16 protein-coding genes and 2 pseudogenes are annotated in these 26807 nt (G+C 73.0%); 6 read left to right on the forward strand and 12 right to left on the reverse strand.

All coding sequences use genetic code 11. The features are described 5' to 3' along the window. Window positions 1–8 precede the first annotated feature (8 nt). Window positions 9–890: a pirin family protein gene (locus ACFFHU_RS19595; protein ID WP_377340927.1), complete on the forward strand. Its 882-nt coding sequence runs from the start codon at window positions 9–11 to the stop codon at window positions 888–890. A gap of 36 nt (window positions 891–926) precedes the next feature. Then, a complete protein-coding gene (locus tag ACFFHU_RS19600; RefSeq protein WP_377340929.1) occupies window positions 927–1520 on the forward strand; it encodes a nitroreductase family protein in 594 nt (197 codons plus the stop codon). A 94-nt stretch (window positions 1521–1614) separates the two neighbouring features. Here the strand turns inward: ACFFHU_RS19600 and ACFFHU_RS19605 are convergent, their stop codons facing one another. The 5 genes from ACFFHU_RS19605 to aspS form a co-directional block, all read right to left on the reverse strand. After that, on the reverse strand, window positions 1615–1782 hold the full coding sequence (locus ACFFHU_RS19605) for a hypothetical protein (RefSeq protein WP_377340930.1): 168 nt from the start codon (window positions 1780–1782) through the stop codon (window positions 1615–1617). A gap of 146 nt (window positions 1783–1928) precedes the next feature. Further along, window positions 1929–2108, reverse strand: coding sequence for a hypothetical protein (locus ACFFHU_RS19610; protein WP_377340931.1), 180 nt, complete (start codon window positions 2106–2108; stop codon window positions 1929–1931). Between the two features lie 109 nt (window positions 2109–2217). After that, window positions 2218–9771: an Ig-like domain-containing protein gene (locus ACFFHU_RS19615; RefSeq protein WP_377340933.1), complete on the reverse strand. Its 7554-nt coding sequence runs from the start codon at window positions 9769–9771 to the stop codon at window positions 2218–2220. Window positions 9772–9912: 141 nt separating this feature from the next. Next, window positions 9913–11055 (reverse strand): winged helix-turn-helix domain-containing protein, encoded by a 1143-nt coding sequence (locus tag ACFFHU_RS19620; RefSeq protein ID WP_377340935.1) that lies wholly within the window; start codon window positions 11053–11055, stop codon window positions 9913–9915. Window positions 11056–11280: 225 nt separating this feature from the next. Beyond that, complete coding sequence (gene aspS / locus ACFFHU_RS19625) at window positions 11281–12567, reverse strand: aspartate--tRNA(Asn) ligase (RefSeq protein WP_377340936.1); 1287 nt, start codon at window positions 12565–12567, stop codon at window positions 11281–11283. 520 nt (window positions 12568–13087) lie between these two features. Here aspS and lipA point away from each other — a divergent pair. Then, window positions 13088–13999, forward strand: a complete 912-nt coding sequence (lipA, locus tag ACFFHU_RS19630; RefSeq protein WP_377341230.1) for a lipoyl synthase — start codon at window positions 13088–13090, stop codon at window positions 13997–13999. A 55-nt stretch (window positions 14000–14054) separates the two neighbouring features. Here lipA and ACFFHU_RS19635 read toward each other — a convergent pair whose 3' ends face one another. Together ACFFHU_RS19635 and ACFFHU_RS19640 are read right to left on the reverse strand one after the other, a co-directional pair. After that, window positions 14055–16961: a helix-turn-helix transcriptional regulator gene (locus ACFFHU_RS19635; RefSeq protein ID WP_377340938.1), complete on the reverse strand. Its 2907-nt coding sequence runs from the start codon at window positions 16959–16961 to the stop codon at window positions 14055–14057. 299 nt (window positions 16962–17260) lie between these two features. Further along, window positions 17261–17431 (reverse strand): hypothetical protein, encoded by a 171-nt coding sequence (locus ACFFHU_RS19640; RefSeq protein ID WP_377340940.1) that lies wholly within the window; start codon window positions 17429–17431, stop codon window positions 17261–17263. A gap of 212 nt (window positions 17432–17643) precedes the next feature. Between ACFFHU_RS19640 and ACFFHU_RS19645 the strand changes: the two genes are divergently transcribed. After that, on the forward strand, window positions 17644–18336 hold the full coding sequence (locus tag ACFFHU_RS19645; RefSeq protein ID WP_377340941.1) for a DUF4191 domain-containing protein: 693 nt from the start codon (window positions 17644–17646) through the stop codon (window positions 18334–18336). A gap of 41 nt (window positions 18337–18377) precedes the next feature. Here the strand turns inward: ACFFHU_RS19645 and ACFFHU_RS19650 are convergent, their stop codons facing one another. Both ACFFHU_RS19650 and ACFFHU_RS19655 read right to left on the reverse strand, forming a co-directional pair. Next, window positions 18378–19340: a cyclase family protein gene (locus tag ACFFHU_RS19650; RefSeq protein ID WP_377340943.1), complete on the reverse strand. Its 963-nt coding sequence runs from the start codon at window positions 19338–19340 to the stop codon at window positions 18378–18380. A 170-nt stretch (window positions 19341–19510) separates the two neighbouring features. Beyond that, window positions 19511–19855: an RDD family protein gene (locus ACFFHU_RS19655; RefSeq protein WP_377341231.1), complete on the reverse strand. Its 345-nt coding sequence runs from the start codon at window positions 19853–19855 to the stop codon at window positions 19511–19513. 357 nt (window positions 19856–20212) lie between these two features. Here ACFFHU_RS19655 and glnA point away from each other — a divergent pair, with 357 nt between their 5' ends. Then, on the forward strand, window positions 20213–21637 hold the full coding sequence (gene glnA / locus ACFFHU_RS19660; RefSeq protein ID WP_377340945.1) for a type I glutamate--ammonia ligase: 1425 nt from the start codon (window positions 20213–20215) through the stop codon (window positions 21635–21637). A gap of 251 nt (window positions 21638–21888) precedes the next feature. Here the strand turns inward: glnA and ACFFHU_RS19665 are convergent, their stop codons facing one another. Then, window positions 21889–22908 (reverse strand): RNA polymerase subunit sigma-70, encoded by a 1020-nt coding sequence (locus ACFFHU_RS19665; RefSeq protein WP_377340947.1) that lies wholly within the window; start codon window positions 22906–22908, stop codon window positions 21889–21891. Window positions 22909–23057: 149 nt separating this feature from the next. On the opposite strand from ACFFHU_RS19665, the gene ACFFHU_RS19670 reads away from it, so the two are divergent. Next, the gene (locus ACFFHU_RS19670; RefSeq protein ID WP_377340949.1) at window positions 23058–23642 is read left to right on the forward strand and encodes a dihydrofolate reductase family protein; all 585 of its coding nucleotides are present in this window, start codon (window positions 23058–23060) and stop codon (window positions 23640–23642) included. Window positions 23643–23668: 26 nt separating this feature from the next. Here the strand turns inward: ACFFHU_RS19670 and ACFFHU_RS19675 are convergent. After that, window positions 23669–24733, reverse strand: a pseudogene (locus ACFFHU_RS19675) ([protein-PII] uridylyltransferase family protein); the annotation flags it as partial. 126 nt (window positions 24734–24859) lie between these two features. Further along, a pseudogene (locus tag ACFFHU_RS19680) lies at window positions 24860–26773 on the reverse strand (bifunctional [glutamine synthetase] adenylyltransferase/[glutamine synthetase]-adenylyl-L-tyrosine phosphorylase); the annotation flags it as partial. Window positions 26774–26807: the final 34 nt, after the last annotated feature.

Below are 26807 nucleotides of genomic sequence, written 5' to 3' on the forward strand. Positions count from 1 at the left end.
GGACGGCCATGACGGCACCGCTCGCGGCCCGGCGGATCGACCGGGTAAGCACCAAGCAGCGACTCGGCCCGGACGCCCAGGTCGACGACAAGGCGTTGCTCATCTCGCCGGCCGACCCCACCCGGACCGATCCGTTCCTGCTGCTGTCCGAGGACTGGTTCTCCGAGCCGGGCTTCGAGTGGCACCCGCACCGCGGTCTGGAAACCGTCACCACGGTCCTCGACGGGGTGCTGGAGCACGGGGACAACCTCGGCAACGCCGGCGCGCTGGAACCGGGCGACGTGCAGTGGATGACCGCCGGCCGCGGCATCATTCACCGGGAGCTGGCGTTCCGCAACGAGCACGCGCACACGCTGCAGCTCTGGCTCAACCTGCCGGCCCGGCACAAGATGGCCGCCACCCGCTACCAGGACCTGCTGGCCGCCCGCCGACCTCGGATCACCCTCCCGGGCGTGGTGGTCGACGTCATCTCCGGCACCGTCGCCGGGATCACCGGCCCGGCGCTCAACCATCATCCCGTGCAGGGCGCGCTGGTCACGCTCGAGCCGGGAACCGCGTACCGCCTGCCGGTGCCGGCCTCGCACCGGGCCTTCGCGTACGTCGTCGAGGGCGCGGTCTCGGTGGCCGGCCGCCGGGTCCGGGCCGGGCAGACGGCCTGGTCCGATCCGGTACGCGGCGCCGCCGACGCCCCGCTCCCGCTGGCCGCCGGCGACGGCCACTCCCCCGCCCGGGTGCTGGTCTTCAGCGGACGGCCTCTCCGCGAGCCGATCGCGATGGGTGGCCCGTTCGTGATGAACCGGCGCACCGAGATCACCCAGGCGTTCGCCGACTTCCACGCCGGCCGGTTCGGCCCGGTGCCGCGCCAGGCCCGGCTGAAGTACGACCGCTGACGACCGCCCCCGAGAACCTTCCGAGAGCTGAGGACCATGAAGACCGCCGAAACGTCCGTCCCGGTGCACCCGCTGCTGGCCGACCGGTGGAGCCCGCGCGGGTTCGACCGGGCACACTCGCTGGCGCCGGATCAACTTGCCGCGCTGCTCGAGGCGGCCCGCTGGGCGCCGTCGGCCAACAACAGCCAACCGTGGCGGTTCCTGGTGGCCCAGCGGGGAGCGCCGGAGTTCGACCGGCTCACCGCCGCGCTGGCCCCCGGCAACCGGGCCTGGGCCGACGCGGCCAGCGCGCTGCTGCTGGTCGCCGCGGAGACGGTCGACGAGACCGGCCGCCCCCGCCCGTGGGCGCTGTACGACACCGGCCAGGCGGTCGCGCACCTGATCACGCAGGCGCAGGCCGACGGGTTGGCCACGCACCAGATGGGTGGGTTCGACGCGGCGGCCGTGCGGGACGACTTCGGGCTCGCCGAGGCGCTCAGCCCGGTCGTGGTGATCGCCGTGGGTCGACTGGACGGCGACGCCGCGCTGCCGGAGCCGCTCGCCGCCCGGGAGCGCGCCCCGCGTACCCGAGCGCCGCTGCGCTCGCTGCTGCTCACCCCCGCCCAGAACACCGAGCTGCCCGCCGCCTGAGCGCGTGCGGACGTCGCGGATTGGGCCGGCCGCCGGCCCAATCCGCGACATTCGACAGATCGACGCCCGGCCGGGCCAGCGCCCGGGCCGGCCGTCATCCCAACCGGCGCAGACCGCGTAGGCAGAGGAAGAACAGCAACCCACCGATCAACGCCGCGGGCAGACCCCAGAGCCGCGTGGTGGTCGCGTGGAGCAGCCACAGCACGCCCAGCAGGAAGAGGATCACGCCCACCGTCGCGATCAGGTTCAGCAGCGCTCGCACACGAACCTCCTGAAGGTCGGTAGGGAGATGGCGGGCCGAGGGTACCGGCCGGAGCCGGCCCGCGGCCCCGATCGGTACGCCCGCGCCGCCGGCCGTTGCGGCGCTTGGCGGCGCTGGAACCCTTCTTCGCGAGGGTTCAACTCCGTTCAGGTCCGGGACCGCTGGGAGAACGCGGCCCAGAAAAAGGCGACCACCGCGAGGATCGCGACCAGCAACCCCCAGAACCGGCTGCTGTCCTCGATGCCGAACAGCCAGATGACGCCCAGCCCGAACGCGACGACCGCGAGGGTCGCGACCAGATTGGCGAATCCACGCCTTACTGCCACGTGCACCCTCCGATGTCTCGGCGGCACGTCCGGGTCGCGTCCGGGATGTGCCTCGTGGCCCGGTCGCGCCTACCGGCCGTGCAGCCCGGTAGGCGCGACCGATCCACCTTTAGCCAATGCCCAGATGGTCGCCCAGCCAATCCTGGGCGGTGCCTAGGCCCTTGTCGATCGAGCCCTCGTTCCGCTTGACGATCTCGTCACCGGCCATGCCGCCAAGGATGCCGCCGACGAAGCCGCCCACGATTCCGCCGGCGGCGGTGCCGACGCCGGGTATCACCGATCCGAGCGCCCCGCCGGCCAGGGCGCCGGCCTTGGCCCCGACGATGACGCCGCCGGTCTTGATCCCGGCCTTGCCCACCGCGGGCAGTGCCTTGTCACCCTGGGCGTAGTTCTCGACGACGTCCAGTCCGAAGGAGACCGCGGCCGCACCGCGCTTCAAGATCTTGCCGGCCGGGGACGAGGTGAATTTCTTGGCTCCCTGGAACGCCTTGTCCTTGGCGACGTGGTTCAGCCACCAGCTGCCGGCCTGCCGGAACTTGCGCGGCAGATCCTTGTTGCGCATCCAGCTCCCGGCCACGCTGTTCAGGTTCTGGATCTTCTCCACGGCGCCGTAGAAGCCATCTACCTCCTTCTGTCCCTCCTTCGCGACGTTCTGCGCCTGCTTCCCGACATCGCTGTTGAGCCACTCCCGGGTGGACTTGCTGGCCTGGTCGGAGGCGCTCTTGAGGGCGTCACCGGCCTTGTCCGCGGTGTCCTTGATGGAGTCGGAGATCTTGTCGGCGGTTTGCTTGATGGCATCCCCGATGGCGTCGAGGATCGCCAGGTGCCCGTCCATCTCCATGTAGCTGACCGGGTTGCCGCCGGCGAGGGCGTACCGGTTCTGGGTCAGCGGGTCGAGCGCCAGGCCGAGGTTGGCCACCGCGCCGTAGAACTTGTCCTGCTGGAGGAACCGCGCGGTGTCCGGCCCGTACCGCCGGGCCCCCATGTCGTATCCGCCGGAGCCGTTCGGCACCGGGCTCGGCGTGCTGCCGCTGCTGACCGTGCCGGAGTCCATCCGGCGGTTGCTGTACCGGTACGGGTTGACCGGCGCCAGGTTGTTGGTGTCACCGGTGGTCAGCGCCTGCGGGTCGGTCGACGGCGCGTCCGTGCCGCCGTACGCGTCGTAGCCGTAGGAGGCCTTGACCTTTCCTGAGTCGTCGATCAGCTGCGAGACCGAGGCGTGCGCGTCCCGGCCGAAGGTGTACTTGTCCGGCTCCGCCGTGCTGCCGGTGGCGGTGTCGGTCATCGTCAACCGGTGACCGTAGGAGTCGTACGAGAAGGTCCGGGTACGCGGGTTGTCCCCGCCGGTCTGCTTCTCCTCGGTCGTCTGGTTGGTCAGGCCCTGGTACGTGAAGGTGGTGCTGCGGTCGTTGCCCGAGCCGGTGTGGTCCTCCTTCTCCTGGCTGGTGCGGTCCAGCGCGTCGGTGGTGTACGTGGTGTTGTCCGTCCTGGCGCCGGCCGAATACTGGCTCACCTTCGCCAGCCGCTGCAGGTAGTCGTAGCCGTAGTCGGAGATGAGATTCGCCGACGGGCCCGCGCCGTCCGACGGCGAGCAGTCGGCCTGGCTGCCCGCGGCCAGCGTCAGGCAGTCGGTGTTGCCGAAGTCGTCGTACCAGAACTTTCCGGTCGCACCGCCGGTGCTGACCTCGCTGAGCTGGTCGGCGGTGTACTTTTTGGTGGTCGTTGCGCCGTTCTTGACCTCGGTGGTGACGTTACCGGCCCGGATGGTGTTGTCGCCGAGCAGCTTGTCCGACTCGTCGAGCGTGTACGTGTCGGTGCGCCCGGCCCGCAGCTGGTGGCTGATCAGCTTGTCCCGGGCGTCGTAGCTGTACTTCGCGTCGCACGGGTTCGCGGCCAGGCACGTGGTGGCCCCGGTGTTGCCGTCGGCCCGGGTCAGCACGTACCTGTCGGTGGCCTTGTTGCCGTTCTGGTAGATCCCGTTGTCCACGTAGCCCACGTCGTGCGACTCGGTGACCGTTCCGCCGCCGTTCTTCGTGGTCAACGTGCGCAGGCTGCCGTTGTCGAACTGGGTCCAGTTGGTGGTCTGCTTCTTCGCCCAGGTGGTCGGGTCGGTGCTGCATCCGCTGCCCGCCCGGTAGATGTCCCGCTGCTTCTCCCAGCCGGACGCCCAGAACGTGTTGACGATGCGCTCGTCGTTCTTGCACGTCGCCGCGCCGTCGGTGCCGAGGTCGAGCTGGCCGGTCAGCCAGTCCGCGCCGTCGTAGCTCATCGTGTAGGTGCGCGGCGCCTTCGTCTGGTTGCCGTTGTCGTCCTCCTCGCCGTTCTCCCGGCGCTGGGTGACGTTTCCGTTGGCGTCGTACTGGTAGTCCGCGAAGGTCCACGGCGTGACGCCCTGCTTGCGGTGGCTCACCTTGGCCTGCTCGTCGAACCCGGTCCAGGTGGTTCGCAGGTCCACCGCGGTCTCGGTGCTCTCGCTGGTCCCCCGGACCGTGCCGGTGAGCAGGTTGTTGTTCGCGTCGTAGCCGTACTCGCTGCGCTGGTCCTGCACGTCGGTCCGGGCCTTGACCTGCCCGTCGTCGTAGTATTCCCAGCCCATCTTCTGGGTGTTGTCCGGTGAGCCCGGCGCGGACTTCTGGTCCGGCACCCGGCTGAGCTGCCAGCCCTCCGCCCGGTAGTCGTAGCTGACCTTGGGGTTGCTGGGGTCGTCCGAGGTCCGGATCCAGCCGGGGTCGAAGTACGTGTTGACGGTCCGAGCGGTGTCGGCCACGCCGCTGGCCGTGGCGGTGGTCACCGGCAGCGAGGTCCAGGCCAGGTTGCCGTTCGGGTCGTACGCGCGGTGCACGTACTGCCGCTCGGCGTTGTCGCGCGCGTCGTGCGGCATCTCCTGCCGGGTCATCCGGTTGGCGCCGTCGTAGCTCAGGAAGGTGACGTAGTAGTCCGAGCTGCTGTACGTGGTGCTCGGCCGGGTGTCGTAGCCCCGGGGCGACACCAGTTTGGACCGGTTGCCGTTCTTGTCGTACTCGATCACCGTGGTGGCGCTGCGCGCGGCGCCGTCGACCTGCTCCACCGACTTGATCGGCAGGTCGCGCTGGTCGTAGGTGACGGTCGTCAGGCTCGTCCGCCCGGTGGCCGGGTCGATGTCCTGGCGCTTGGTGTCGACGTTGCCGTTCTTGTCATAGGTCTGCTGGTCCTTGTGTCCCAGCGGATCGGTGCTGGTCAGCTGCCGGTGCGCCGCGTCGTAGGTGTACGTGGCGGTGAAGCTGCCGGTGGCCGGACCGTTGCCGGGGCAGGTCACGGACGCGAGACCGGCCCGCGGCGAGGTCACCGAGCGCAGGTCGCCGGCGACGTCGTAGCAGAGGTGGCTGGTCCGGCTCTGCCCGGCGCTGGTGTCGGTGCCGTACTCGGTCTGCCGGAGGACCCGGTCCAGGCCGTCGTAGGTGTACACGGTCGAGTAGTCGTCCGCCGTCGCCGAGAGGACACCCTTGGGCTGTTCCTGCTCGCGCAGCCGGCCGGCGGCGTCGTAGCTGTACCGGGTGCGCTCGCCGTTCGGGTCGACGCTGGTGTCCGGGTTGGCGACCACCAGCGGCCGGTCCATCGCGTCGAAGGTCGCCGTGGCGACCGGCGCCCCGTTCGGGTCGTCGCCGGTGGCCTTCGCATAGTGCGGCTGCACCTGGCGAACGACGTTGTCGTTGAGGTCGTACACCGCGCTCGACCAGAGCACGTTGCCGCGGTCGGTGGCGGTGGACTTGGGCGCGGACTGCCGGGCGAGCCGACCGAACGGGTCGTAGTCGAACCAGGTCTTGTACGACCGCTCGTCGGTGCCGGAGTCGTTGAGATGGTTCGGGTCCTGGATCCACTTGACCCGGCCGTCGAGGTCGTATCCGAACTGGGTGGTGTCACCCACCGGATCCACGATCTTCGCCGGCTGCCCGGACGGGTCGTACGTCGGGAAGGTGGTCGGCCCGTTGCCGTTCGCGTCGTAGATCCGCGCCACCGTTCCCGGATCGGTCGACCCGGCCAGGTTGTAGTCGTAGTTGGTGACCGCGTTGGTCGGGTCCTGCACCGTGTCCGGGTTGCCGGCGCTGTCGTAGGTGTAGCTCCACTGGTAGTCGCCGGTCGTGGTGGTGGCGGTGCCCTTCGGCCGGGTCACCGTCGCCAGGTCGCTCAGGTGCTTGCCGGTGTCGTACGCGTCGACGCCCGTGTCGTAGTAGGTCAGGGCGGTCGTCTCGGTCGCCTCGTTCGTCTGCGACGTCGGGTAGCCGTTGGCGTTGTAGCCGTAGAGGCTCTTCGCGCCGCTCGGCTCGGTGACCTGCGAGACCTTGTTGTCGGTCGTCCAGTAGACGCTGGTCGACTGGTTGAGCGGGTTGACGATCGTGCCGACCCTGCCGGTGCTGTCGACGGTGTATCTGGTGACCCTGCTCAGCGGCGCGGTGACGGTGGTGACCAGGCCGTACGGGTCGTAGCCGTACGAGGTGACCTGGCCGTCCCGCTCCGTGCGCGACTTGATCCGCCAGCGCAGCAGCGAGCCGTTGGGGTCGGTGGCGGTGTAGTAGGCGAACGTGGTCTCCGGGCCCGGCGGGTTGACGGACCGGGGATCGCGCACGGAGTAGATCCGCGTGGACTGGTTGTTCGTGGCCGGGTCCGGGTCAACCCGGTCCGTGGCGTTGGCGATGGCCGGCCCGGTGCCGTTGTTGACCATGTACGTGAAGACGTGGATCCGGTCGGGCAGGATCGAGCCGTCCGGGCTGGACCCGCCCTTCTGGACCAGCCGGCGCAGGTTGCCGTCGTCGTAGTACTCGAAGGCCAGCACCGAGCCGTCATGGTCGGCGATGGACTTTATCTTTCCGCGGACGCGCGCCTTCTTCACCTCCGCCTTGGCGTAGTAGCTGATCGTGAACGACCGTCCGCCGGCGTCCCGAACGGAGGTGATCCGCTTCTTCGGGCCGCCCGGATCCTCCCCGGCCGGTGTGGTCTGCAGCACGAAGGTGAGGGTGTTGGAGTTGCGGTCCACCACCGCGGTGGGGAAGCCGTCGGTGTCGAAGTAGTAGGTCACCCGGTCCGGCCGGGTCACCGCCCAGCGCCGGTCGGCGGAGTTGCCGGGGATGGAGCGCAGGTACAGGTTCACGCCCGCCGGCTCGGTGAACCGGGTGATCCCGTCCACCCCGGTCACGCCGCCGGTGAACTTGTGCGAGGTGCCGTCGCCGTCGGTGAACACCACGTACTTGTCGGCCTTGCCACCCAGCGTGTCCGCGTTGTTCGGGTGGATGTCCAGCCCGTTGCCGAACCTGGTGAGGCCGGACATGGACAGCGAGAAGTTGTTGCCCACCGGCGACTCGGAATGGTCCTCGAGCGAGTTGTAGGTGAGGTCCAACATGGTGGACAGACCCCGGCCGGGGCTGTACATGGGCGAGTAGCGCAGCAGCAGGTTGCCGTTGGCCACGTTCACCAGGCTCGACATGCCGGCGCCCACGGACGCCGTGTCGTACTGCCAGAACCGCTCGAGCCCCAGCAACCCCTCCAGGTACTTGTTGGTGATCACCGGGTTGTCCACCGGCGCGTTGCCCTGGCCGCCGAACCACTTGTTGGTCGCGGTCGAGCCCGTGTCGTAGACGTCGAACCGGAGCCGGATCTGGGACATGTCGACGCCCGGCTGCCGCGGCGGAGGCTCGACCGTGACGGGGATCTTCTTCGACGCTCCGGGCTGCACGGTTTGCGGGAAGTAGTCCGAGCCCGGGCCCTCGAACAGCACCACGCCGTCGCTCGTGTACCAGCGGTACCAGAGCCGCAGGTCGCCGCCCTTCCACGCCAGGGTGCTGGCGTTCGTCACGGTGACGTCCACCCGGAAGGCGTACGCCGACACCGCGCCCGGTGGACGGGCGCTGCCCCCGCTGGCGTCCGTGAGGCCCAGCGGCGACGCCAGCGCGGTGGCCGTACCGTCGGTGGGGGCGTCGCTCAGCTTCCCTCCGCCGCCGGTCGTCGGGTCCACGGTCGCGGCGTACTCGTTGACGCCCACCTGCGGCGGGATGGCCAGGGCGTCGTCCGCGGCGCCCGAGGCGTTCAGGTCGAAGGTGGCCTTCCGCGAGGTGCCGGTGGTGTTGGCCACCGTCACCGTCCGGCTGGCGACCGTGGAGGACTGGCCGGTGGCGCTGAACGACCGGGCCGAGAGCACATGCGTGCCGTCGAAGGCGGTGTTCAGCAGGTCCAAGGTGTTCCAGGTCGCCGCGTACGGCGACGTGGTGTCCGTGGCGATCGGCACGTCGTCGGCGTAGAAGACGACCTTCGCGGCGCCGGTGCTGGCCGTCGCCGCGAGGCTCACCGTGCCGGTGACCGTGGTGGCCGTCGGCGCGGTGAGCGAGACGGTCGGCGCGCTGCTGTTGTCGGCCGTGACCGTGACCCCGGAGGACACCGTCACGTTGCCCACGTCGTCGGTGGCGCGGGCGGTGATCACCTTGGCGCCCGTGCCGGCGGAGGCCCAGGTGGCGGTCCAGGGTGCGGAGGTGACCGAGGCGACCTGCGTGCCGTCGACCAGGAAGTCGACCTGCTTGACCATCCGGTCGTCCCCGGCGGACGCCGACAGCGGTACGGATCCGCGAACGGTGTCCCCGGCCGCCGGCGAGGTCACCGAGACGCGCGGCGCGCCCGCCCGGCTGCCGTCGGCGAAGTCCACGACCAGCTTGGGCCGCTGGTTCGGGTCGGTCGCGTCGTCGGAGTTGTAGTCGAAGTAGTCGTCGCCGGTGCCGGGCGTCTCGCTGTCGAGCTTCAGCAGCATGCCGAAGTTCGGGGTGCCGTTGGCCCACTTCTGCGCGAGGTTCTTCACGTCGTACGTGTCGGTCCCGGCCGTGGCTCGTGACTTGGCCGGCAGGCCGGCGTCCACGGTGCCGTCGAAGTCGCCGCCGTTGGTGTGCCAGGGCACGCCACGCTGGCGCTCGAACCAGGACGTGCCGGGCTTGTTGCAGTCGAACGAGCCGGTGCCCTCGTCCCAGTCCGCCGTGAGCCGGTGCACCTCGATCGGCCGCGCGGCCGCCGCCGTGGCCGCGTACGTGGTGGTCATGCTCGCCGCCGAGATCGCGGCGCCCTTGGGCAGGTCGCCGAGGTCGAACCGGAGCAGCACCCGGCGGATGACCCCGTCCGCCGACACCCCGAGCCGGCTGGTCTGGCCCGCGCCGTCGTTCTGGTAACCCTCGCAGGGGCTCGACGCGACGGGATTGGCGTAGATCCGGGCCATCCGACCCTGCTGCGGATCCGGTTGCAGGGTCAGCCGCCCCTGGCCGTCCTGCGGCGTGGTCACGGCCACCTCGTTCGAGGCCGTACCGGCGGAGACGACCTTGTAGTAGAACTGCGTGCCGGCCGCGGCCGTGGTGTCCTGCCAGGAGACGACGTCCCGGTCCCGGATGGTGGTCAGCAGCGTGGCGGTTGAGGGGGTGAATCCGGGGGTACCTGACCGGTGGACCTGGTAGCTGTCGAAGGTGGAGGTCCCGGCGTACCGGGACCAGGTGACCTCCGCGCCCGTGGAGTGGACCAGGCGGAAGGTGGCCGGCAGGGTCACCGCGTCGCCGGCCAGCGCGGCGTGGGCGGCGGGCAGATAGGCCCGCGGGAGGGCGACGCCGTAGCCGAGTAACAGCAACAGAGCGCCGAGTAGCGAGACGCAAGCGCGACGGGTCATGGGACCAGCTCCATCCATAGGCCGCGCGCCGACGCGGGGTCACGCGCCGGCTACGGACTGAGAGATCTCGATGTCCTCACCCTTGATGCCGGGAGTCGCACCGACAAGAGATCGACTGTCACCGAAACATCGACAGATTCCCTACAAGATCTCTTCAGCCCGGGTGGGCGTCGCCCATTCGGAACCCGCCGGCTCCTGCGCCGCCATCCGGAAACCGCGTCCCCAGACCGTCAACAGCAACGTCGGCCGGAGCGGATCGAACTCCACGAGCAGCCGGATCCGCCGTACGTGTGCCTGCAGTCGGCCCCGGTCGGCGCTGCCCTGGTCGCCGTACACCGCTCGGGAGAGGTCGGCGAACTGCACGACCTCGCCGCCGGCGTGACAGAGCGTCCACAACAGCCGGAACTGGAGGTCGCTCAACGGCAGCAACCGGCCCTGGAGGTAGGCCGACCGGTTGCGACGGTCCAGCCGGAGCGAGAGCCAGCGCAGCTCGGACTGGCCGCCCGCCAAGCCGTCCGGCAGGTCGGCCTCCGGATTGGAACCGGCACCCGGGCCGGGGCCCGCCGCCGGGTCGGCCCCCATACCGGAACCGCTCCGGGGGCCGGAACCCGTCGCCAGGTCGGCCCCCATACCGGAACCGCTCCGGGGGCCGGAACCCGTCGCCAGGTCGGCCCCCATACCGGAACCGTGCGCCGAGCCGGGGTCGCCGTCGGGCTCGCCGGGCAGCCCGGTGGCCACCGCCGCGCCCGCGGGTGAGCGGGTGTCCGTACCGGGACCGGCCGCCGACCGCCCGTTGTGGACCAATGATCCCCCGGGCCGCGCCTCGGCCACGCCGCCGAGCCCGTCCACCAGCAGGATCGGGCAACCGCACGCGTCCCGCAGTTCGTCGGTCAACTCCGCCAGCCCGGCGTCTCCGCCCACCAGGTCGAGGTCGACCACCACCACGGAGGGCTCGGTCAGCGCGGCCATCCGCAGCAGCGACGCCGGGTCGAAGCAGGTGAGCCAGGTGAGGCGCCAACCGGTGAGCTGGCTCAGCAACGGCAACGGCGAGCGCGTCGGCGGCACCCCCAGGAGTCCGCTCGGGGTGTCGCGCGCCGCCCGGAACGCGGCACCCGCGCCGGCGGGGCCCCCGGGCGGCCCGCCGACCGGTCCGGCCGGCTCCCCGGGCGGTCGGTCGTCCGGCGAGCGGCCGCCCCACCCGGTCGGCTGCCGGTCGTCCGGTCGCCGGTTCGTTCCGTACGGCGTTCGCCCGAACGGGACCGACGTCCCCCGCACCTCACCCATGGCATCCCCCGATAGCCACCTGGCGCCGGACAACCGGCGCGAGCCCCCGCATCGAGAAAGCGCCCAGCCGGATCAATACGTTTCATCTCATCGATCGGCGCGGCCCGGCAGCGTCCGCGCAGCCCGGCAGCGTCCGCGCAGCCCGGCAGCGTCCGCGCAGCCCGGAGGTTAGGAAGGGCCCCTTCCTATACGAAAAACGATAAGAAGGGGCCCTTCCTTACAACCTCAGGGCGTGAGGCGGTGCAGGTCGCGGGGGAAGGCGGTCACCTCGCGGACGTTCGCCGCGCCCACCAGGCGGGCCACGAAGCGTTCCAGCCCGATCGCGAAGCCGCCGTGCGGCGGCAACCCGTGCGCGAACCCGGCCAGGTACCCGGCGTACGGCTGCACCGGCTCGCCCCGGGCCGCGAGCGCCGCGAGGTAGTCGGCGTGCTGGTGCAACCGCTGCCCACCGGTCACCAGCTCCACGCCGCGGAACAGCAGGTCGAACCCGTTCGAGTACGCGGGCCGCTCCGGGTCCGGGTGGGTGTAGAACGGCCGCTTGGCCATCGGGTAGCCGGTGACGAAGACGAAGTCGCAGCCGTGCTCGCGGCGCGCCCACTCCGCCACCGCCCGCTCGTGTGCGGGCGCCAGGTCGGGCTCGTCGGCCGGGGCGCCGGCGATCTTCAGCGCCTCGGTGAAGTGCACCGCCGGGATCTCGGCGGGCACGGCCGGCGGTTCGACGCCGAGCGTGGCGCACGCCGCGCCGGCCCGCTCGTCGACGGTGGCCAGCATCCCGGCGAGGGTGTCCCGGAGCACGGCCATCACGTCCCGGTGGTCGGCCACGAAACCGAGCTCCGCGTCCAGCGAGGTGTACTGGGCCAGGTGCCGGGCCGTGTCGTGCGGCTCGGCCCGGAACACCGGCCCCACCTCGTAGACCCGCTCGAACACCCCCACCATGAGCTGCTTGTAGAGCTGCGGCGACTGGGCCAGGTACGCGGGTCGGCCGAACCAGTCCAGGGTGAAGACGTTCGATCCGGACTCGGTGGCCGAGCCGACCACCTTCGGGGTGTGGATCTCGGTGAAGCGGGCCCGGTCCAGCGTCGTCCGAAAGCCGGCCGTGGCGGCCGCCGAGATGCGCAGCGCGGCCGACCGGCGCGGGTGCCGCAGCGCCACCGGGGCGTGGTCGAGCTGGGTCGGCAGGGTGGCCGCGAGCTCCGGCCGGAACAGGTCGAACGGCGACGGTACGGCGGGGTCGCCGAGCGGACGTACCCGCGGGTCGGTCAGCTCGACCCCGGCGGGGGCGGCGGGGTTCGCGACCACCGTGCCGGTGATCTCGACGACGGTCTCCTCGGGCAGGCCCTCGAGGGCGGCCCTGGCCGCCGGCTCGGTGACCACCACCTGGGTGGTGCCGGCGGCGTCCCGCAGGATCAGGAAGGCCACCGACTTGAGCAGCCGGCGGCGGTGGATCCAGCCGGCGACCCGGACGATCGCGCCGACGTGCTCCGGCAGCTGGGTGGAGAGGATGCGTTGCATGGCGGTTACCTCCTCGTGGACTGCGCAACGCGATCCCAGGGAGGCGTGGGCGAGCGGGAACCTCGCGGTGCCACCACACCTTCGCCGCCGAGCCGCCCGGCCCAGGTCGGGGTCGGCGCGGCCGGCGGCCTCGTTCGTCGCCCGTGACGTGGGCCAGCCGGCGGGCTCTACTGGGTGTTAAGCGGGGGCCCTTCCTATCCGAAAAGCGATAAGAAGGGGCCCTTCCTTGCGCTCACACCGTTCTTCCCGCGGCTCGGGAGGGTCTTCGCGGACCGGCCGGAGACCACCTTCCAGCAACCGGTGGCTCTCTCCAACTCCGGGATCGGGACGCTACTCGGCTCCGTCGACGCCGTTGCGCCGTACCATACCGGAGCCGGCTTCGGCTGTGACAGCGAAATTTCGGTTGCCGGTGAGGGGTGTCACAGCATCTCCCGGACGTGAGCCCCATCGCCCACGGTGCATACCCAGGTCGTCCCGGCGTAGTCTCGATCCTGTGACCATCGCTCCCGAAGGACGCCGGATGCTGCGGATCGAGGCGCGTAACGCCGCGACCCCGATCGAGCGCAAGCCGCCGTGGATCAAGGTCCGGGCCAAGATGGGCCCCGAATACAGCCACCTGCGCGGCCTCGTGGCCCGCGAGGGCCTGCACACGGTCTGCCAGGAGGCCGGCTGCCCCAACATCTACGAGTGTTGGGAGGACCGGGAGGCCACCTTCCTCATCGGCGGTGACCAGTGCACCCGCCGCTGCGACTTCTGCCAGATCGACACCGGCAAGCCGGCCGAGTTCGACGCCGACGAGCCGCGCCGGGTGGCCGAGTCGGTGGCCACCATGGGCCTGCGGTACGCCACCGTCACCGGCGTGGCCCGGGACGACCTCCCCGACGGCGGCGCCTGGCTGTACGCCGAGACCGTCCGGCAGATCCACGCGCTCCAGGCGGGCTGCGGCGTCGAGCTGCTGATCCCGGACTTCAACGCGGTGCCCGAGCAGCTGGCCGAGGTGTTCGGCGCGCGCCCCGAGGTGCTCGCGCACAACGTCGAGACGGTGCCGCGGATCTTCAAGCGGATCAGGCCGGCGTTCCGCTACGAGCGGTCGCTGGACGTCATCCGGCAGGCCCGGGCCGCCGGCCTGGTCACCAAGTCCAACCTGATCCTGGGCATGGGCGAGGAGCGGGCCGAGATCTCCCAGGCGCTGCGCGACCTGCACGACGCCGGCTGCGAGCTGATCACCATCACGCAATACCTGCGCCCGACCCCCCGGCACCACCCGGTGGAGCGGTGGGTCAAGCCGGAGGAGTTCGTCGAGCTGAGCGCCGAGGCCGAGGAGATCGGCTTCGCGGGCGTGATGAGCGGGCCGCTGGTGCGCTCGTCGTACCGTGCCGGCCGGCTCTACCGGCAGGCCATCGACGCCCGCGCCGCCGTAACCGCCGGCTGACCCGCCGGGTCCGCCCAGGCTCAGCCCCGGGCCGACCCGCCGGGTCCGCCCAGGCTCAACCCTCGGCCGGTACGCCGAGCAGGCCCAGCCGGTGCGCCACGGCGGCCGCCTCGACCCGGTTGGCCACGTCCAGCTTCGCGATGATCCGGGACACGTGCACGCTGGCGGTCTTCGGCGAGATGAACAGCTGCCGGGCGATCTGGCTGTTGCTCAGGCCCTCGGCCACCAGCCGCAGCACCTCCCGCTCCCGGGCGGTGAGCGGGTCCGCGCCGGTCCCGACGGCCGGGGCCGCGGGCCGCAGGCCCATCCGCCGGGCCAGCGTGCCGATCCGCTCGCCGAGCGGCCTCGTGCCCAGCCGCGCGGTGATCTCGGTGGCCTCGGCCAGCGCGGCCGCGACGGTCCGCCGGTCGCCCGCGGCGGCGGCCGCCTCGGCCTGCCAGATCAGCGCGCGGGCCAGCGGGTAGGGCTGCCCGTCCCCCCGCCAGGCCACCACCGCCGCCCGCCACCGCTCGGCGGCGACGTCGGGCTCGGCCAGCGCCGCGGCCAGCTGGGCGGCGTACGCCTGCTGGGCCGGGAAGTCGGCGGGCACCGCGGCGCCGATCCGGCCGGCCGCCTCGGCCAGCCCGGGCTCGTCCGTGGCCCGGGCCACCGTGGCCACCGCGGCGAGCACCGGCCAGCCGTACCGGGGATGCCCCGCCACGGCCGGGTCGGCGAGCGCCGTCCGGGCGGCCTCGATCGCGGCCGGCCCCTCGCCGGCGGTCAGCGCGGCCTCCATCCGCAGCTCGTGCAGCGGCAGCCGCTGCTGCGGGTGCAGGTGTGGCCGGGCCAGGAAGGCGAGCGCCCGCCGGACCAGCTCGGCGGCCCCGTCCTCGCCGCGCGCCAGCCGCAGCCGCGCGCGCAGTTCCAACCAGTGCAGGCCGAGGGTGCCGATCGGGTCGAGCCGGGCGGCCTCCGCGCAGGCCAGGTCGGCCTCGTCCCACTCGCCGAGGGCCAGCAGCGCCTCGGCCCGGTTGCTGGACAGAAAGGCGCCGGTCGACCGGCTGATCCCGTACCGGCGCGCCACGGCGGTCCCCTCGACGGTCACCCGCACCGACTCCGCGTATCCGCTCTGCTCGAACAGCGCATCCGAGATGTTCACCAGCGCGTTCACCAGCCCCCGCGGGTCGTCAGCGGTCCTGGCCAGCTCCGCGGCCCGGCGGAGCGCCGCCAGCCGCGCCCCGGTGTCGACGCCGGGGCGGCGCAGCCGACCCATCGCCAGGTACGCGACCGTCAGCGCGGCCGGGTCGCCCAGCGCCTCGGCCGCGGCCATGGCCTCGGTGACGATCCGGTCCCCCTCGTCGGGGTCGTTGTGCGACAGGTATCCCCCGACCTCGGCCAGCAGCCGGACCCGGCGGGTATCGTGCGGCCCCGAAGCGGTCGACACCAGCCGGTACGCCTCGCGCAGTTCCTCGACGCCGACGCCCTTGCCGAGCACCTCGATCAGCCGACCGCGCCGGCTGAACAGGCGGGCCGCCCGGACCGGCTCCACCGCCGGGTCCACCTCGGCCAGGGCCGCGCGGCTCAGCGTCAGCGCCCGGACGTAGTCACCGGCCGCCGAGGTGGCCGCCAGGGTCTCCTCCAGCAGCGCCAGGTGATCCATCCCGGTCCGCGCGGCCGCGTCGGGCACCTGTTCCCAGAGCCGGAGCACGCGTTCGAGCAGCCCGCTCTGCTCGGCGTACGCATAGCGGGCCCGCGCGTCCTTGGCGGCGACCAGGCTGGTGACCAGCGCCCGCGGGTGGTCGTGCGCGGCGTGCCAGTGGTGCGCCACCTCGGTGGCCGCGCGGCCGGCCGTCACCAGCTGCGGATCGGACTCGATGGCGGCCGCGTACCGGGCGTGCAGCCGGGCGTGCTCACCGGGCAGCAGCTCGTCGTGCACGGCCTCCCGGACCAGCGCGTGCCGGAACTCATAGCCGCCGTCGGGATCGGCCACCACGAGCTGCGCGGCCACCGCGGGCCGCAGCGCCTCCTCCAGCTCGCCGTCCGGCAGGCCGGCCACCGCGGCGAGCAGGTCGTGGCTCAGCCGGCTGCCGCCGGCGGCCGCGACCCGGAGCACCCGCTGCGCCGGCTCCGGCAGCCGCTCGACCCGGGCCAGCAGCAGGTCCCGCAGGCTCTCCGGCAGGGTGGCGCAGCCGGCCGCGTCGCCGGCCGCGGTCAACTCCTCGATGAAGAACGGGTTGCCCTGGGCGCGCTCGTGCACGGCGTCCACGGCCGGGCCCGGCGGCTCGGCGCCGAGCAGGTCGGTGAGGATGCCGGCGGTGCCGTCGCGGTCGAGCCGGCCGAGCTCCCGGCGCTCCACCCCGCGCACCCGGTCCAGCTCGGCCAGGAACGGCCGCAGCGGATGCCCGCGGTGCAGCTCGTCCGTGCGGTACGTGCAGATCAGCATGGCCGGTCCGGGCCGCCCGGCCCGAACCAGGAACCCGATCAGGTCCCGGGTGGAGCGGTCCGCCCAGTGCAGGTCCTCGATCACCAGGACCAGCGGGCGATCCTCGGCGAGCCCGGCGAACAGCTCGGCCACCGCCTCGAACAGGTAGCCCCGGTGGGCGGGCGACACCTCCGACCCGGCCGGCGCGCCGGCGGCCGTGCCCCGGAGCAGCTCGGGCAGCAACCGGCCGAACTCGGCCTCCCGGCCGTCCAGGATATCGGGGCCGTACCGGCGCACCACCTCGCGCAACACCGCCGCGAACGGGGCGAACGGCAGGCCCTCCTCGCCCAGCTCGAGACAGCGCCCGATGAAGACCTGGGCGCCGTCCTCGCCGGCGACCCGGGTGAACTCGTCGACCAGCCGGCTCTTGCCCACCCCGGCCTCGCCGCCGACCATCACCGCCCCGGGCACGCCCGCGCGGGTGCGCCGCTGCGCCGCCCGCAGCGCGTCCAGATCCGCGTCCCGGCCCACGAAGGTCCGGCTGCTTACCCGCGTCGTCACGGCATCGAGGATGCCACGCCGGTCCGACGGGCCGCCCGTCCCCGGGCGCGACCAGGGCCGGGACCCGGCGGTCGCGGGCACCCGCCCGGCCTCCCGGCCAGACCCGTCCCGCCCGGACGTCCCACCCGCGGGCCCGTCCCGCCCGGACGTACCACCCGCGGGCCCGTCCCGGCCGGACGTCGCAGCTGCGGGCCCGCCCCGTGCCGGGCCCGCGGCGACGCCGGCGGCCGGACCGCCGGCGGCGACGGGACGGATGCCGACGTCGCCGGCGGCCGCGTGGCCGCCGGCGACGCCCGCGGTCATTCGGCCGGCCCGGCGCTCGAGCGCCGGCGCAGCCAGGACCGCCCCGTACCGTGCCGGGTCCGGGCGGCGGAATGCGCGAGCCGCACCTCGGCGGCGTGCCGGCGCATCTCCTGGGACCGGTCGCGGTACATCTCGAGCATGATTTCCTCGTGCGACAAGCCGATCATGATGTGCTCCTGAGTTCGTCGTTCCTCGCTGACGACGTTGACTCTGCTCGCGCAGGCCCCCCGGCCACATGGGTAGCGCGCCTCATCTCGGCGGCCCGCCCCTCCTTACCCGGCCCCCCGGCGCCCCCGGAACCGGCCTAAGGTACTTACTCCGCCGGCCCGCGGCCGGGCGCGGATCCGCGCCGTGCGCGCGGGCCACTAGACTCCCTGCCATGGCAGCAAACCCCCAGGAGAAGGTCTCGTTCGGCCAGCGGCTGAAGCAGATCGGGATGGTGTTCTCGTTCACCGCCAAACAGGACAGGTGGTTCGTCCCCCTGGTCGTCGTGGCGGCCCTCATCCCGCTCGCCCTCACCGTGGTCATCGGCCTGGTCTGGGGCTGGATCTGGGCGCCGGTGGGCGTCCTGCTCACGCTGCTCGCGGTCCTCATCGTGCTCAACCTGCGGTCCAACAAGGCGATGATGAACGCGGCCGAGGGGCAGCCGGGCGCGGCCGCGCAGATCATCGAGAGCATGCGGGGCGACTGGCGGGTCACCCCGGCGATCAGCGCCACCACCCAGATGGACATGGTCCATCTGGTCATCGGCAAGCCCGGCGTGATCCTGCTGGCCGAGGGCAGCCCGCAGCGGGTGCGCGGGCTGCTGGGCCAGGAGAAGCGCCGGCTGTCGAAGGTGATCGGCACCGCCCCGCTGTACGACTACTTCGTCGGCTCCGGCGAGGACCAGCTGCCAATCCGCAAGCTGCGCACCACCCTCATGCGGCTGCCCGGCACCCTGTCCGGCAAGGACGTGAACGCCCTCGACCGCCGGCTCAAGGCCCTGTCGGCCCGGCCGCAGATGCCCAAGGGCGCGATCCCGAAGAACATGCGGCCGCCGCGGGGCGCGTTCCGGCAGATGCGCGGTCGCTGAGCTCGGCCGTACGCGAAGCCGGGCCGGCGCCGAGACGCCGGTCAGGGCAGCACGGCGTACGCGCGGACCGGGAACGTGCCGAAGCCGCGCACCCGGGGCGGGGCGGCGTGCAGGCGCGCGCCGGTGACCGGCACCGCGGCCAGGCCGGTGAGGTGTTCCAGGACCGGGATGTCCGCGCCGAGCAGGATCGTGTGCGCCGGGCGGTGCGGGTCGGCCACGTCGTCGATGTTGACGCTGTCGATGCCCACCAGCCGAGCGCCCCGCTCGACCAGGTGCCGCGCGCCCGCCCCGGTCAGGTAGGGCGCCGGTTCGCCGTACCGGTCCGTGCCCCAGTGCCGGTCCCAGCCGGTGTGCAGCAGCACCGCGCAACCGGCCACGTCGTACCCGGCCAGCGCCGGCGGGTCAATGTCCCGCCGCGTGCCGCCGGCCAGCCGCAGCACGACGGCCGGCAGGTCCGCCACGGCGGCCAGCGTCAGGTCCGCCAGGTCCGCGCCGCCGGCGTGCCGATGGTACGGGCTGTCCAGGTACGTGCCGGTGTTGCCGACCATGCTGATCCGGTCGATGGTGAACTCCACCTCCGAGGCGTAGCGCCGCCGGGACTCGGCCCGGCTCAGGTGCGGGGTGATCTCGGGGCCGGGCAGGCCGGGATAGGTGGTCATGCCGGCCACGATCTCGTGGTTGAGCTCCACCAGCCGGCCGGCCCGGCCCGTGTCGCCGGCCCGGTCCGATCCGCCGCGCGGATCCGATCCGGCGGCCGGGTCGGCGGGCGGGGCGGGGTCGGCGGGCGGGGCCGGGGTCGTGCGGTGCGGCTCGGCGAACACCCGGATGTTGCTCAGCTGGACCCGGTCGACCAGCACCAATCTGAGCAGGTTGATGAACAGGACGGCGATCTGGTCCTCCGAGACCTCCGCCGCCGGGAGGTCCAGCCGGAAGTCGTGGGCCCGCAGGCCGCCGCCGTTCCGGAACGTCACGTCGGCGTCGAAGGCCGCTCGATACTCGGTCACGCTGCCATGCTGGCCCAGCCCTACCTGCACGGCAATCGCGACTTTCCAGATCCTGCGTGCGGACCGCCCCCGGCGGCTCGCCGGCGGTCAGGCGGCTCGGTCCGCCGGCGGTGAGGCGGCTGGGCCGCCGGTGGTGAGGCGGCTCGGGCCGCCGGAGTCGGGCGGGGCGATCAGGCCGGGATCATGATCGAGCCGGCCAGCCGGTCGTGCCAGCCGCGCCGCTGGTCGTCCATGATGAGCGCCGGTACGAGCAGGGCGAGCAGCAGTCCCCGCAGCAACGCCCGGGGGATCCCGATCCGGCCGCCGTGGCTGTGGTCGACGCACCTGATCCGGGTGAGGAACATGCCCGGCGTCTGCGCGAACAGGCCGATGAAGAAGCCGTACTCGATGATCAGGACCAGCACCGGCGGCCAGCCGGCGCGGACGGGATCGGCGATGAGCCCGCCGATCAGCAGGCAGAGCACCCAGTCGATGAGCAGCGCTCCGAACCGCCGGCCCAGGCTGGCCGGCTCGATCCCGCCGCCGGTGGCGCCCGTCGTCCCGGCTGCGGCCGGTCCGGTCCCGCCGCGGGCGGACCCGGCCGCGCCGGCGCTCGGCTCCCCGTCGTCCTGTCTGGTCACGGCATGCCAGGGTAGTCGGGTACGACCGACGGGCGACCGCCGGTCGCCGACGGGCCGGCGGGCCGGCGGGCCGGCGGGCGTTACCGGAGCAAACCGCGCATAGCTCCGCAACGGCCTCCTAATCGCCGGCCCGGAGTATCGTCGATCGGGGCCGTAACACGGCAGAAACACCCGCGACACTCCCGGGCAACCGCCCGGCCATAGCGTCGCCAGCGACGCCGGAACGCCATGTGGAAGCGCCAGGAGGATCGTGTGTTTGCCAATCCCGAGGAACTGCTGCGGTACCTGAAGAACGAGGACGTGAAGTTCGTCGACGTGCGGTTCTGCGACCTGCCCGGGGTGATGCAGCACTTCAACCTGCCCGTCGAGAGCTTCGACGAGAGCGTGTTCGATGACGGTCTGGCCTTCGACGGGTCCTCGATCCGCGGGTTCCAGGCGATCCACGAGTCGGACATGCTGCTGCTCCCGGACGTGGCCAGCGCGTTCGTCGACCCCTTCCGGGCGCAGAAGACGGTGGCGCTGAACTTCTTCATCCACGACCCGTTCACCCGGGAGGCGTACAGCCGGGACCCGCGGAACGTGGCGAAGAAGGCGGAGGCCTACCTGGCCGCCAGCGGGATCGCCGACACCGCCTACTTCGGGCCGGAGGCGGAGTTCTACATCTTCGACTCGATCCGGCACGAGACCTCGGCGCACCAGGCGTACTACTACATCGACTCGATCGAGGGCGCCTGGAACACCGGCCGGGAGGAGGACGGCGGCAACCGCGGCTACAAGACCGCGTACAAGGGCGGCTACTTCCCGGTGCCGCCGGTGGACCACTACGCCGACCTGCGGGACCGGATCGTGCGCCGGATGGTAGACGTCGGGTTCACTGTCGAACGCTCGCACCACGAGGTGGGCACCGCCGGCCAGGCGGAGATCAACTACCGGTTCTCCACCCTGCTGCACGCCGGCGACCAGCTGCAGCTCTTCAAATATCTGGTCAAGAACGAGGCCTGGGCCGCCGGCAAGACCGCCACCTTCATGCCCAAGCCGCTGTTCGGCGACAACGGCTCCGGCATGCACACCCACCAGAGCCTGTGGCTGGGCGGCGAACCGCTGTTCTACGACGAGACCGGCTACGCCGGGCTGTCCGACACCGCCCGCTGGTACATCGGCGGCCTGCTGCACCACGCGCCGTCGCTGCTGGCCTTCACCAACCCGACGGTCAACTCGTACCGCCGGCTGGTGCCGGGCTTCGAGGCGCCGGTCAACCTGGTCTACTCGCAGCGCAACCGCTCGGCCTGCACCCGCATCCCGGTCACCGGTGGCAACGCGAAGGCCAAGCGGGTCGAGTTCCGGGTGCCCGACCCGTCGGCCAACGTCTACCTGGCCTTCTCGGCCATGCTGATGGCCGGCCTGGACGGCATCCGCAGCAAGATCGAGCCGCCGGAGCCGATCGACAAGGACCTGTACGACCTGCCGCCGGAGGAGTGGGGCTCGGTCAAGCAGGTGCCGGGGTCGCTGTCGGAGGTGCTGACCGCCCTCGAGGCCGACCACGACTACCTGCTGGACGGCGGGGTCTTCACCCCGGACCTGATCTCGACCTGGGTGGACTGGAAGCGGACCAACGAGGTCGACCCGGTCCGGCTGCGTCCCACCCCGCACGAGTTCGAGATGTACTACAACGTCTGAGCGCAGCCGTACGACCGATCATCGTGGAAACCCCCGGCCCTGCCGGGGGTTTCCCCTTCTCGGTGTCACGCGCTCCTCCACTGTGGTGCGCCCCACAGAGCCACCGCGTGCGCCGACGCCGACCAGCTCGAGAACTGGATCCGCCGTGCCACCACCGCCGACTCGGTCAGCGAGATCTTCGCCTCACACCCGGTCGACCCCCGCCGGGCTCTGGCGAACCGCCGCACCGGCGATGCTGATCGGGACGCGGTCTATCCAGCCGCCGGCGGGAGCGACCGCGGCAGCCCGAAGCTCGGGAACACCCCGTTCTCGAAGCGGATCATGGCGCAGATCCGGTCGCCGGCGAGGGTGAGGACGAACAGTCCCGTCCCGTGCCGGATGCCGGTCCCCGCGCACAGGTAGGCGCCGAACGCGGGTTGCCCGTTGGCCCGGGTCGGCACGAGGTCGAACCGCCGGCCCGCACCGAACATCCGGGCGCAGAACCTCGCCACCGCGGGCCGGCCCCGGTATTCGAGCGGCAGCGGCGGCATGGACATGAAGACGTCGTCGGTCAGCAGGGCGACCAGCGCGTGGACGTCGGCCGACCCGTAGGCGCGCACGAACCTCGACACGATGGCGTCCTCGGCGGCCGTCCCGGCGGTGGGCGGCGGGTCATGGTCGACGGCCGTCAGCCGTCGCCGCTCCAGGGCGGCCCGGGCCCGCTTGAGGGCGCTCTTGACCGAGTCGACGGTGCTGCCCAGCATGGTGGCGGTCTCGTCCGCGTGGAATCCGAGAACGTCGCGCAGGATGAGGACGGCGATCTGCCGGGGAGGAAGCGCCTGGAGCGCGGTCACGAAGGCCAGCGAGATGGCTTCGGCCTGCTCGTAACGCGCCTCCGGGCCGAGCGGCGCCGCCAACGCCCCTTCCAGCAGGTGGTCGGGACAGGGCTCCAGCCAGGCGCATTCGCCGAGCCCGGTCGGCTCGGGCGGTTCGATCCCCGGGATGTCCCACTCCTTCGCCGGGCGTCGGCTGGCGGAGCGGAGCATGCTGAGGCACCTGTTGGTGGCGATCCGATAGAGCCACGTACGGAGCGATGCTCGGCCCTCGAACCCGGCCAGCCCCCGCCACGCGGCCAGCAAGCTGTCCTGGAGCGCGTCCTCGGCGTCCTGAACGGATCCGAGCATCCGGTAGCAGTGCACGAACAGCTCGCGGCGATGCGGCTCGGTGAGCGCCCGGAACGCCTCGCCGTCCCCGTGCCGTGCCCGGTCGATCAGCTCGGTCCCCGGCTCCATCCTCGGCACCCCTCCCGCACTCCTGTCGCGCCTCCACTCTGGTACGGACGCCGGCGCCGCGCCGAACGGGGCGGTGGGCCGCGCCTCCTTTCCCGACCACGCGGCGTCCACATCGGTGTCGACCCAACACCGGACGCGGGAGGAAAGCCATGGGCAGGATCATCATCAGCGAGAACATCACGATCGACGGGGTGATCGAGGTTTCGGCCGGTGCGGACGGTTCCGGGCACGGCGGCTGGTTCGCCCGTACCGCCGATCGGGACCGCACCGCGTGGGCCAAGGTCGGGATCGAGGAGGCGCTCGGAGCCCGGGCCCTGTTGATGGGGCGGCGCACCCATGCGTGGTTCGTCGAGCGCGGCTGGGTGTCCCGCGGCGACGAGTGGGCGGAGCGGCTGCGAGAGCTGCCGAAGCACGTCGTCTCATCCACCGCCCTCGACGCCGCGGGATGGCGGAACTCCACCGCGCTGCGGGGCGATGTGGTCAGGGGGGTCGCCGAGCTGCGGGCCGACGTGCCCGGGGACGTCATCGTGTACGGCAGCGGACGGCTGGTGCGCACCCTGCTGGAGCATGACCTCGTCGACGAGCTGCGGCTGATGACGTTCCCGTTCGTGGTGGGCGCGGGCGAGCGGCTCTTCGGCGCCGTCAGCGCCATGAAGCCGATGCGGCTCGTCGACAGCCGCGCCGTCGGCGACGGTCTCGCTTCGCTGGTGTACCGGCCGGACCGGGACGCCTGAGCCGAGCGACGGATCCCCCGGCGTGCTCAGGCCTCGAGCACGCGTTCCATGGCCGCCCGGGAACGCCGGGCCGTCCGCAGGTAGTGGTCGAGGAACTCGCCCGGGTCCTCGGCGCCGAGCAGCTGCACCACGCCGGCCAGCTGCGTGCCGTGCCGGGGCAGCTGGTCACCGGCCCGGCCGCGGACCAGCATGAGCGCGTTGCGGACCCGCGCCGCGTGGGCCCAGCCCGCGGCCATGGCGTCGGCGTCGTCCGCCGGCACCAGGCCGGCGTGCCGGGCCGCCGCGAGGGCGTCGAGGGTACGCGTGCCGCGCAGCTCCGGCCGCGCGCCGGCGTGCCGGAGCTGGAGCAGCTGCACCGCCCACTCGACGTCGGCCAGGCCGCCCCGGCCCAGCTTGGTGTTGGTGGCCGGGTCGGCGCCCCGGGGCAGCCGCTCGGTCTCCACCCGGGCCTTGATCCGGCGGATCTCGACGATCTGCTCCCGGCTCAGCCCGTCCGCCGGGTAGCGGGTCCGGTCGGCCACCGCGAGGAACTCCTCGGCCAGGTCGGCGTCGCCGCAGACGTAGCGGGCCCGCAGCAGCGCCTGCGCCTCCCAGACCTTCGACCAGCGGGCGTAGTACGAGGCGTACGCGGCGAGGCTGCGCACCAGCGGCCCCTGCCGGCCCTCCGGCCGCAGGTCGGCGTCCACCAGCAGCGGCGGGTCCGGCGCCGGCACGCCGAGCAGCCGGCGCAGCTGCTCGGCGATGGCCAGCGCCGCGGCGCTGGCCGCGTCCTCCGCCATTCCGGCCGGCGGATCGTAGACGAACAGCACGTCGGCGTCGGACAGGTAGTTCAGCTCCCGGCCGCCCAGCCGGCCCATCCCGATGATCGCGAAGCGCAGTCCCGGCGGCGCCGGCCGGGTCGCCCGGGCCACCCGCAAGGCGGCGGCCAGCGTCGCGTCCGCCACGTCGGAGAGCGCCGCTCCGACGGCCGTCACGTCCAGCGGCTCGGCCGGGGCCAACGTGCCGGCCCGGTGCAGCACGTCCGCGCAGGCCAGCCGGAGCAGCTCGCGGCGGCGCAGCGCGCGTACGGCCCGGATGGCCTGCACCGCCGCGGCCTCGTCGGCCGCCGGCCGACCCCCGGACCCGGCGCCGCCCCCGGACCCGGCGCCGCCCACGGACCCGACGCCACCCGCCGACCCGGCGCCGCCCGCCGACCCGGCGCCGGCCGTGGGTCCGGCGCCGAGGTGCCGGTCGGCCGCCGCGGCGAAGCCGGCGCACAGCGCCGCGGTGGCCCGGGGCACCAGCTCGGCGTCGGTGGTGAGCAGCCGCAACGCCTCCGGTTCCCGGCCCAGCAGGTCGGCCGCATACCGGGACAGCGCGAGGGTACGGGCCAGCCGCCGGGCCACCGGGCCCTCGTCCCGGAGCACCCGCAGGTACCACGGGGTGCTGCCGAGCTTGTCGGACACCTGCCGGTAGGTGAGCAGGCCGCGGTCCGGCTCCGGGGCGTCGGCGAACTCCTGCAGCAGCACCGGCAGCAGCGTCCGCTGGATCGCCGCGGTCCGGCTCACACCCCCGGTTAGCGCCTCGATGTGCCGCAGCGCCCCGGCCGGATCGGCGAAGCCGAGCACCTCCAGCCGGCGGCGCGCGGCCTCCGGGGTGAGCCGCAGCTCCTCGGCCGGCACCCGGGCCACCGATTCGAGCAGCGGCCGGTAGAGCAGCTTGGCGTGCAGCCGGCGTACCTCGGCGGCGTGCGCCACCCAGTCGGCCCGGAAGGCAGCCAAGGCGTCCCGCGCGGGCGTGGTCGCGTAGCCGAGCGCGTGCGCGAGCCAGCGCAACGCCGGCCGGTCGCTCGGCACGGTGTGCGTCCGCCGCAGGCTCTGCAGCTGGAGCCGGTGCTCGACGCCGCGCAGGAACCGGTAGCCCCGCAGCAGCGCCTCCCCGTCGGCCCGGCCCACGTACCCGCCGGCCACCAGCGCCCGCAGCGCCGGGATGGTGCCGGGCACCCGCAGCGCCTCGTCGACCCGGCCGTGCACCAGCTGCAGCAGTTGGACGGCGAACTCGATGTCCCGCAGGCCGCCCGGGCCGCGCTTGATCTCGCGTTCCAGCTCGCCGGGCGGGATGTTGTCGATGATCCGCCGGCGCATCGAGCGCACGTCCTCGACCGCCTCCGGCCGCTCGGCCGCGTGCCAGACCAGCGGCGCCAGCTGCTCGATCCATTCGGCGCCCAGGGCCCGGTCCCCGGCCGCCGGCCGGGCCTTGAGCAGCGCCTGGAACTCCCAGGTCCGGGCCCACCGGCGGTAGTAGGCCAGGTGGCTGGCCAGGGTGCGGACCAGCGGGCCGCGGCTGCCCTCCGGCCGCAGCGCCGCGTCGACCGGCCAGGCCACCAGGCCGCAGACGTGGATGAGCCGGGTCGCCACGGTGGTGGCCGCGGCGAGGTCGTCGTCCGACCCGGCCACGAAGATCACGTCGACGTCGGAGACGTAGTTCAGCTCGTCGCCGCCGCACTTGCCCATGGCCACCACCGCGAGCCGGGGCGCCGGCGTACCGTCCGGCAGCTCGGCCACGGCCAGGTCGTACGCCGCGGCCAGGGTGGCGTCGGCCAGGCCGGACAGCGCGGCCATGGTCTGCTCCAGCGACGCGCCGCCGGTGAGGTCGGCCGCCGCGATCCGCAGCAGGGCCCGGCGGTATGCCAGGCGCAGCCCCGCCACGGCCGGGACGCCCGACGGCAGCTCCCCGAGCTCGCCGGCCACGGCCGGCGCCACGCCGTCCACCGTGGCCAGCACGGTGTGCTGCTCGGGATGCGCCACCAGATGGTCGCCGAGCGCCGTGGAGGCGCCCAGCACCGCCACCAGCCGCCGGCGCAGGCCGGGGTCCGCGCCCAGCGCGTCCAGCAGCGGTACGGCGGCCGGCGCCCGGCCCGCCGCCTCGACGATCCGGTGCAGCTGCCGGACCGCCAGGTCCGGGTCGGCGGCCTGGGACAGCGCGCCGAGCAGGGCGCCGGCCGACTCGTCCACCGGCTCCTGGGTCTCCGGGTCCCACAGCCGCAGGCCGCCCGGTCCGAGCAGCTCGGCGACCCGCTCGGCGGGCTCCCCCGACGTGCGGCCGAAGCCGTACCGGGCCAGCCGCCCCCGGACGCCGGCCGGCCTGCTCATTCCGGCCCCTCGCCACGCCGGCTCCCGGTGCGCC

It is taken from the genome of Plantactinospora siamensis, from assembly GCF_042434095.1.
Lineage (GTDB): Bacteria > Actinomycetota > Actinomycetes > Mycobacteriales > Micromonosporaceae > KBS50.

Bases quoted from the DNA above. Each gene is read 5' to 3' on its own strand.
- ACFFHU_RS19620 (WP_377340935.1), bottom strand. From the start codon at position 11,055: ATGGGTGAGGTGCGGGGGACGTCGGTCCCGTTCGGGCGAACGCCGTAC.
- lipA (WP_377341230.1), top strand. From the start codon at position 13,088: ATGCTGCGGATCGAGGCGCGTAACGCCGCGACCCCGATCGAGCGCAAG.
- ACFFHU_RS19645 (WP_377340941.1), top strand. From the start codon at position 17,644: ATGGCAGCAAACCCCCAGGAGAAGGTCTCGTTCGGCCAGCGGCTGAAG.
- ACFFHU_RS19615 (WP_377340933.1), bottom strand. From the start codon at position 9,771: ATGACCCGTCGCGCTTGCGTCTCGCTACTCGGCGCTCTGTTGCTGTTA.
- ACFFHU_RS19665 (WP_377340947.1), bottom strand. From the start codon at position 22,908: ATGGAGCCGGGGACCGAGCTGATCGACCGGGCACGGCACGGGGACGGC.
- ACFFHU_RS19670 (WP_377340949.1), top strand. From the start codon at position 23,058: ATGGGCAGGATCATCATCAGCGAGAACATCACGATCGACGGGGTGATC.
- ACFFHU_RS19640 (WP_377340940.1), bottom strand. From the start codon at position 17,431: ATGATCGGCTTGTCGCACGAGGAAATCATGCTCGAGATGTACCGCGAC.
- ACFFHU_RS19600 (WP_377340929.1), top strand. From the start codon at position 927: ATGAAGACCGCCGAAACGTCCGTCCCGGTGCACCCGCTGCTGGCCGAC.
- aspS (WP_377340936.1), bottom strand. From the start codon at position 12,567: ATGCAACGCATCCTCTCCACCCAGCTGCCGGAGCACGTCGGCGCGATC.
- ACFFHU_RS19595 (WP_377340927.1), top strand. From the start codon at position 9: ATGACGGCACCGCTCGCGGCCCGGCGGATCGACCGGGTAAGCACCAAG.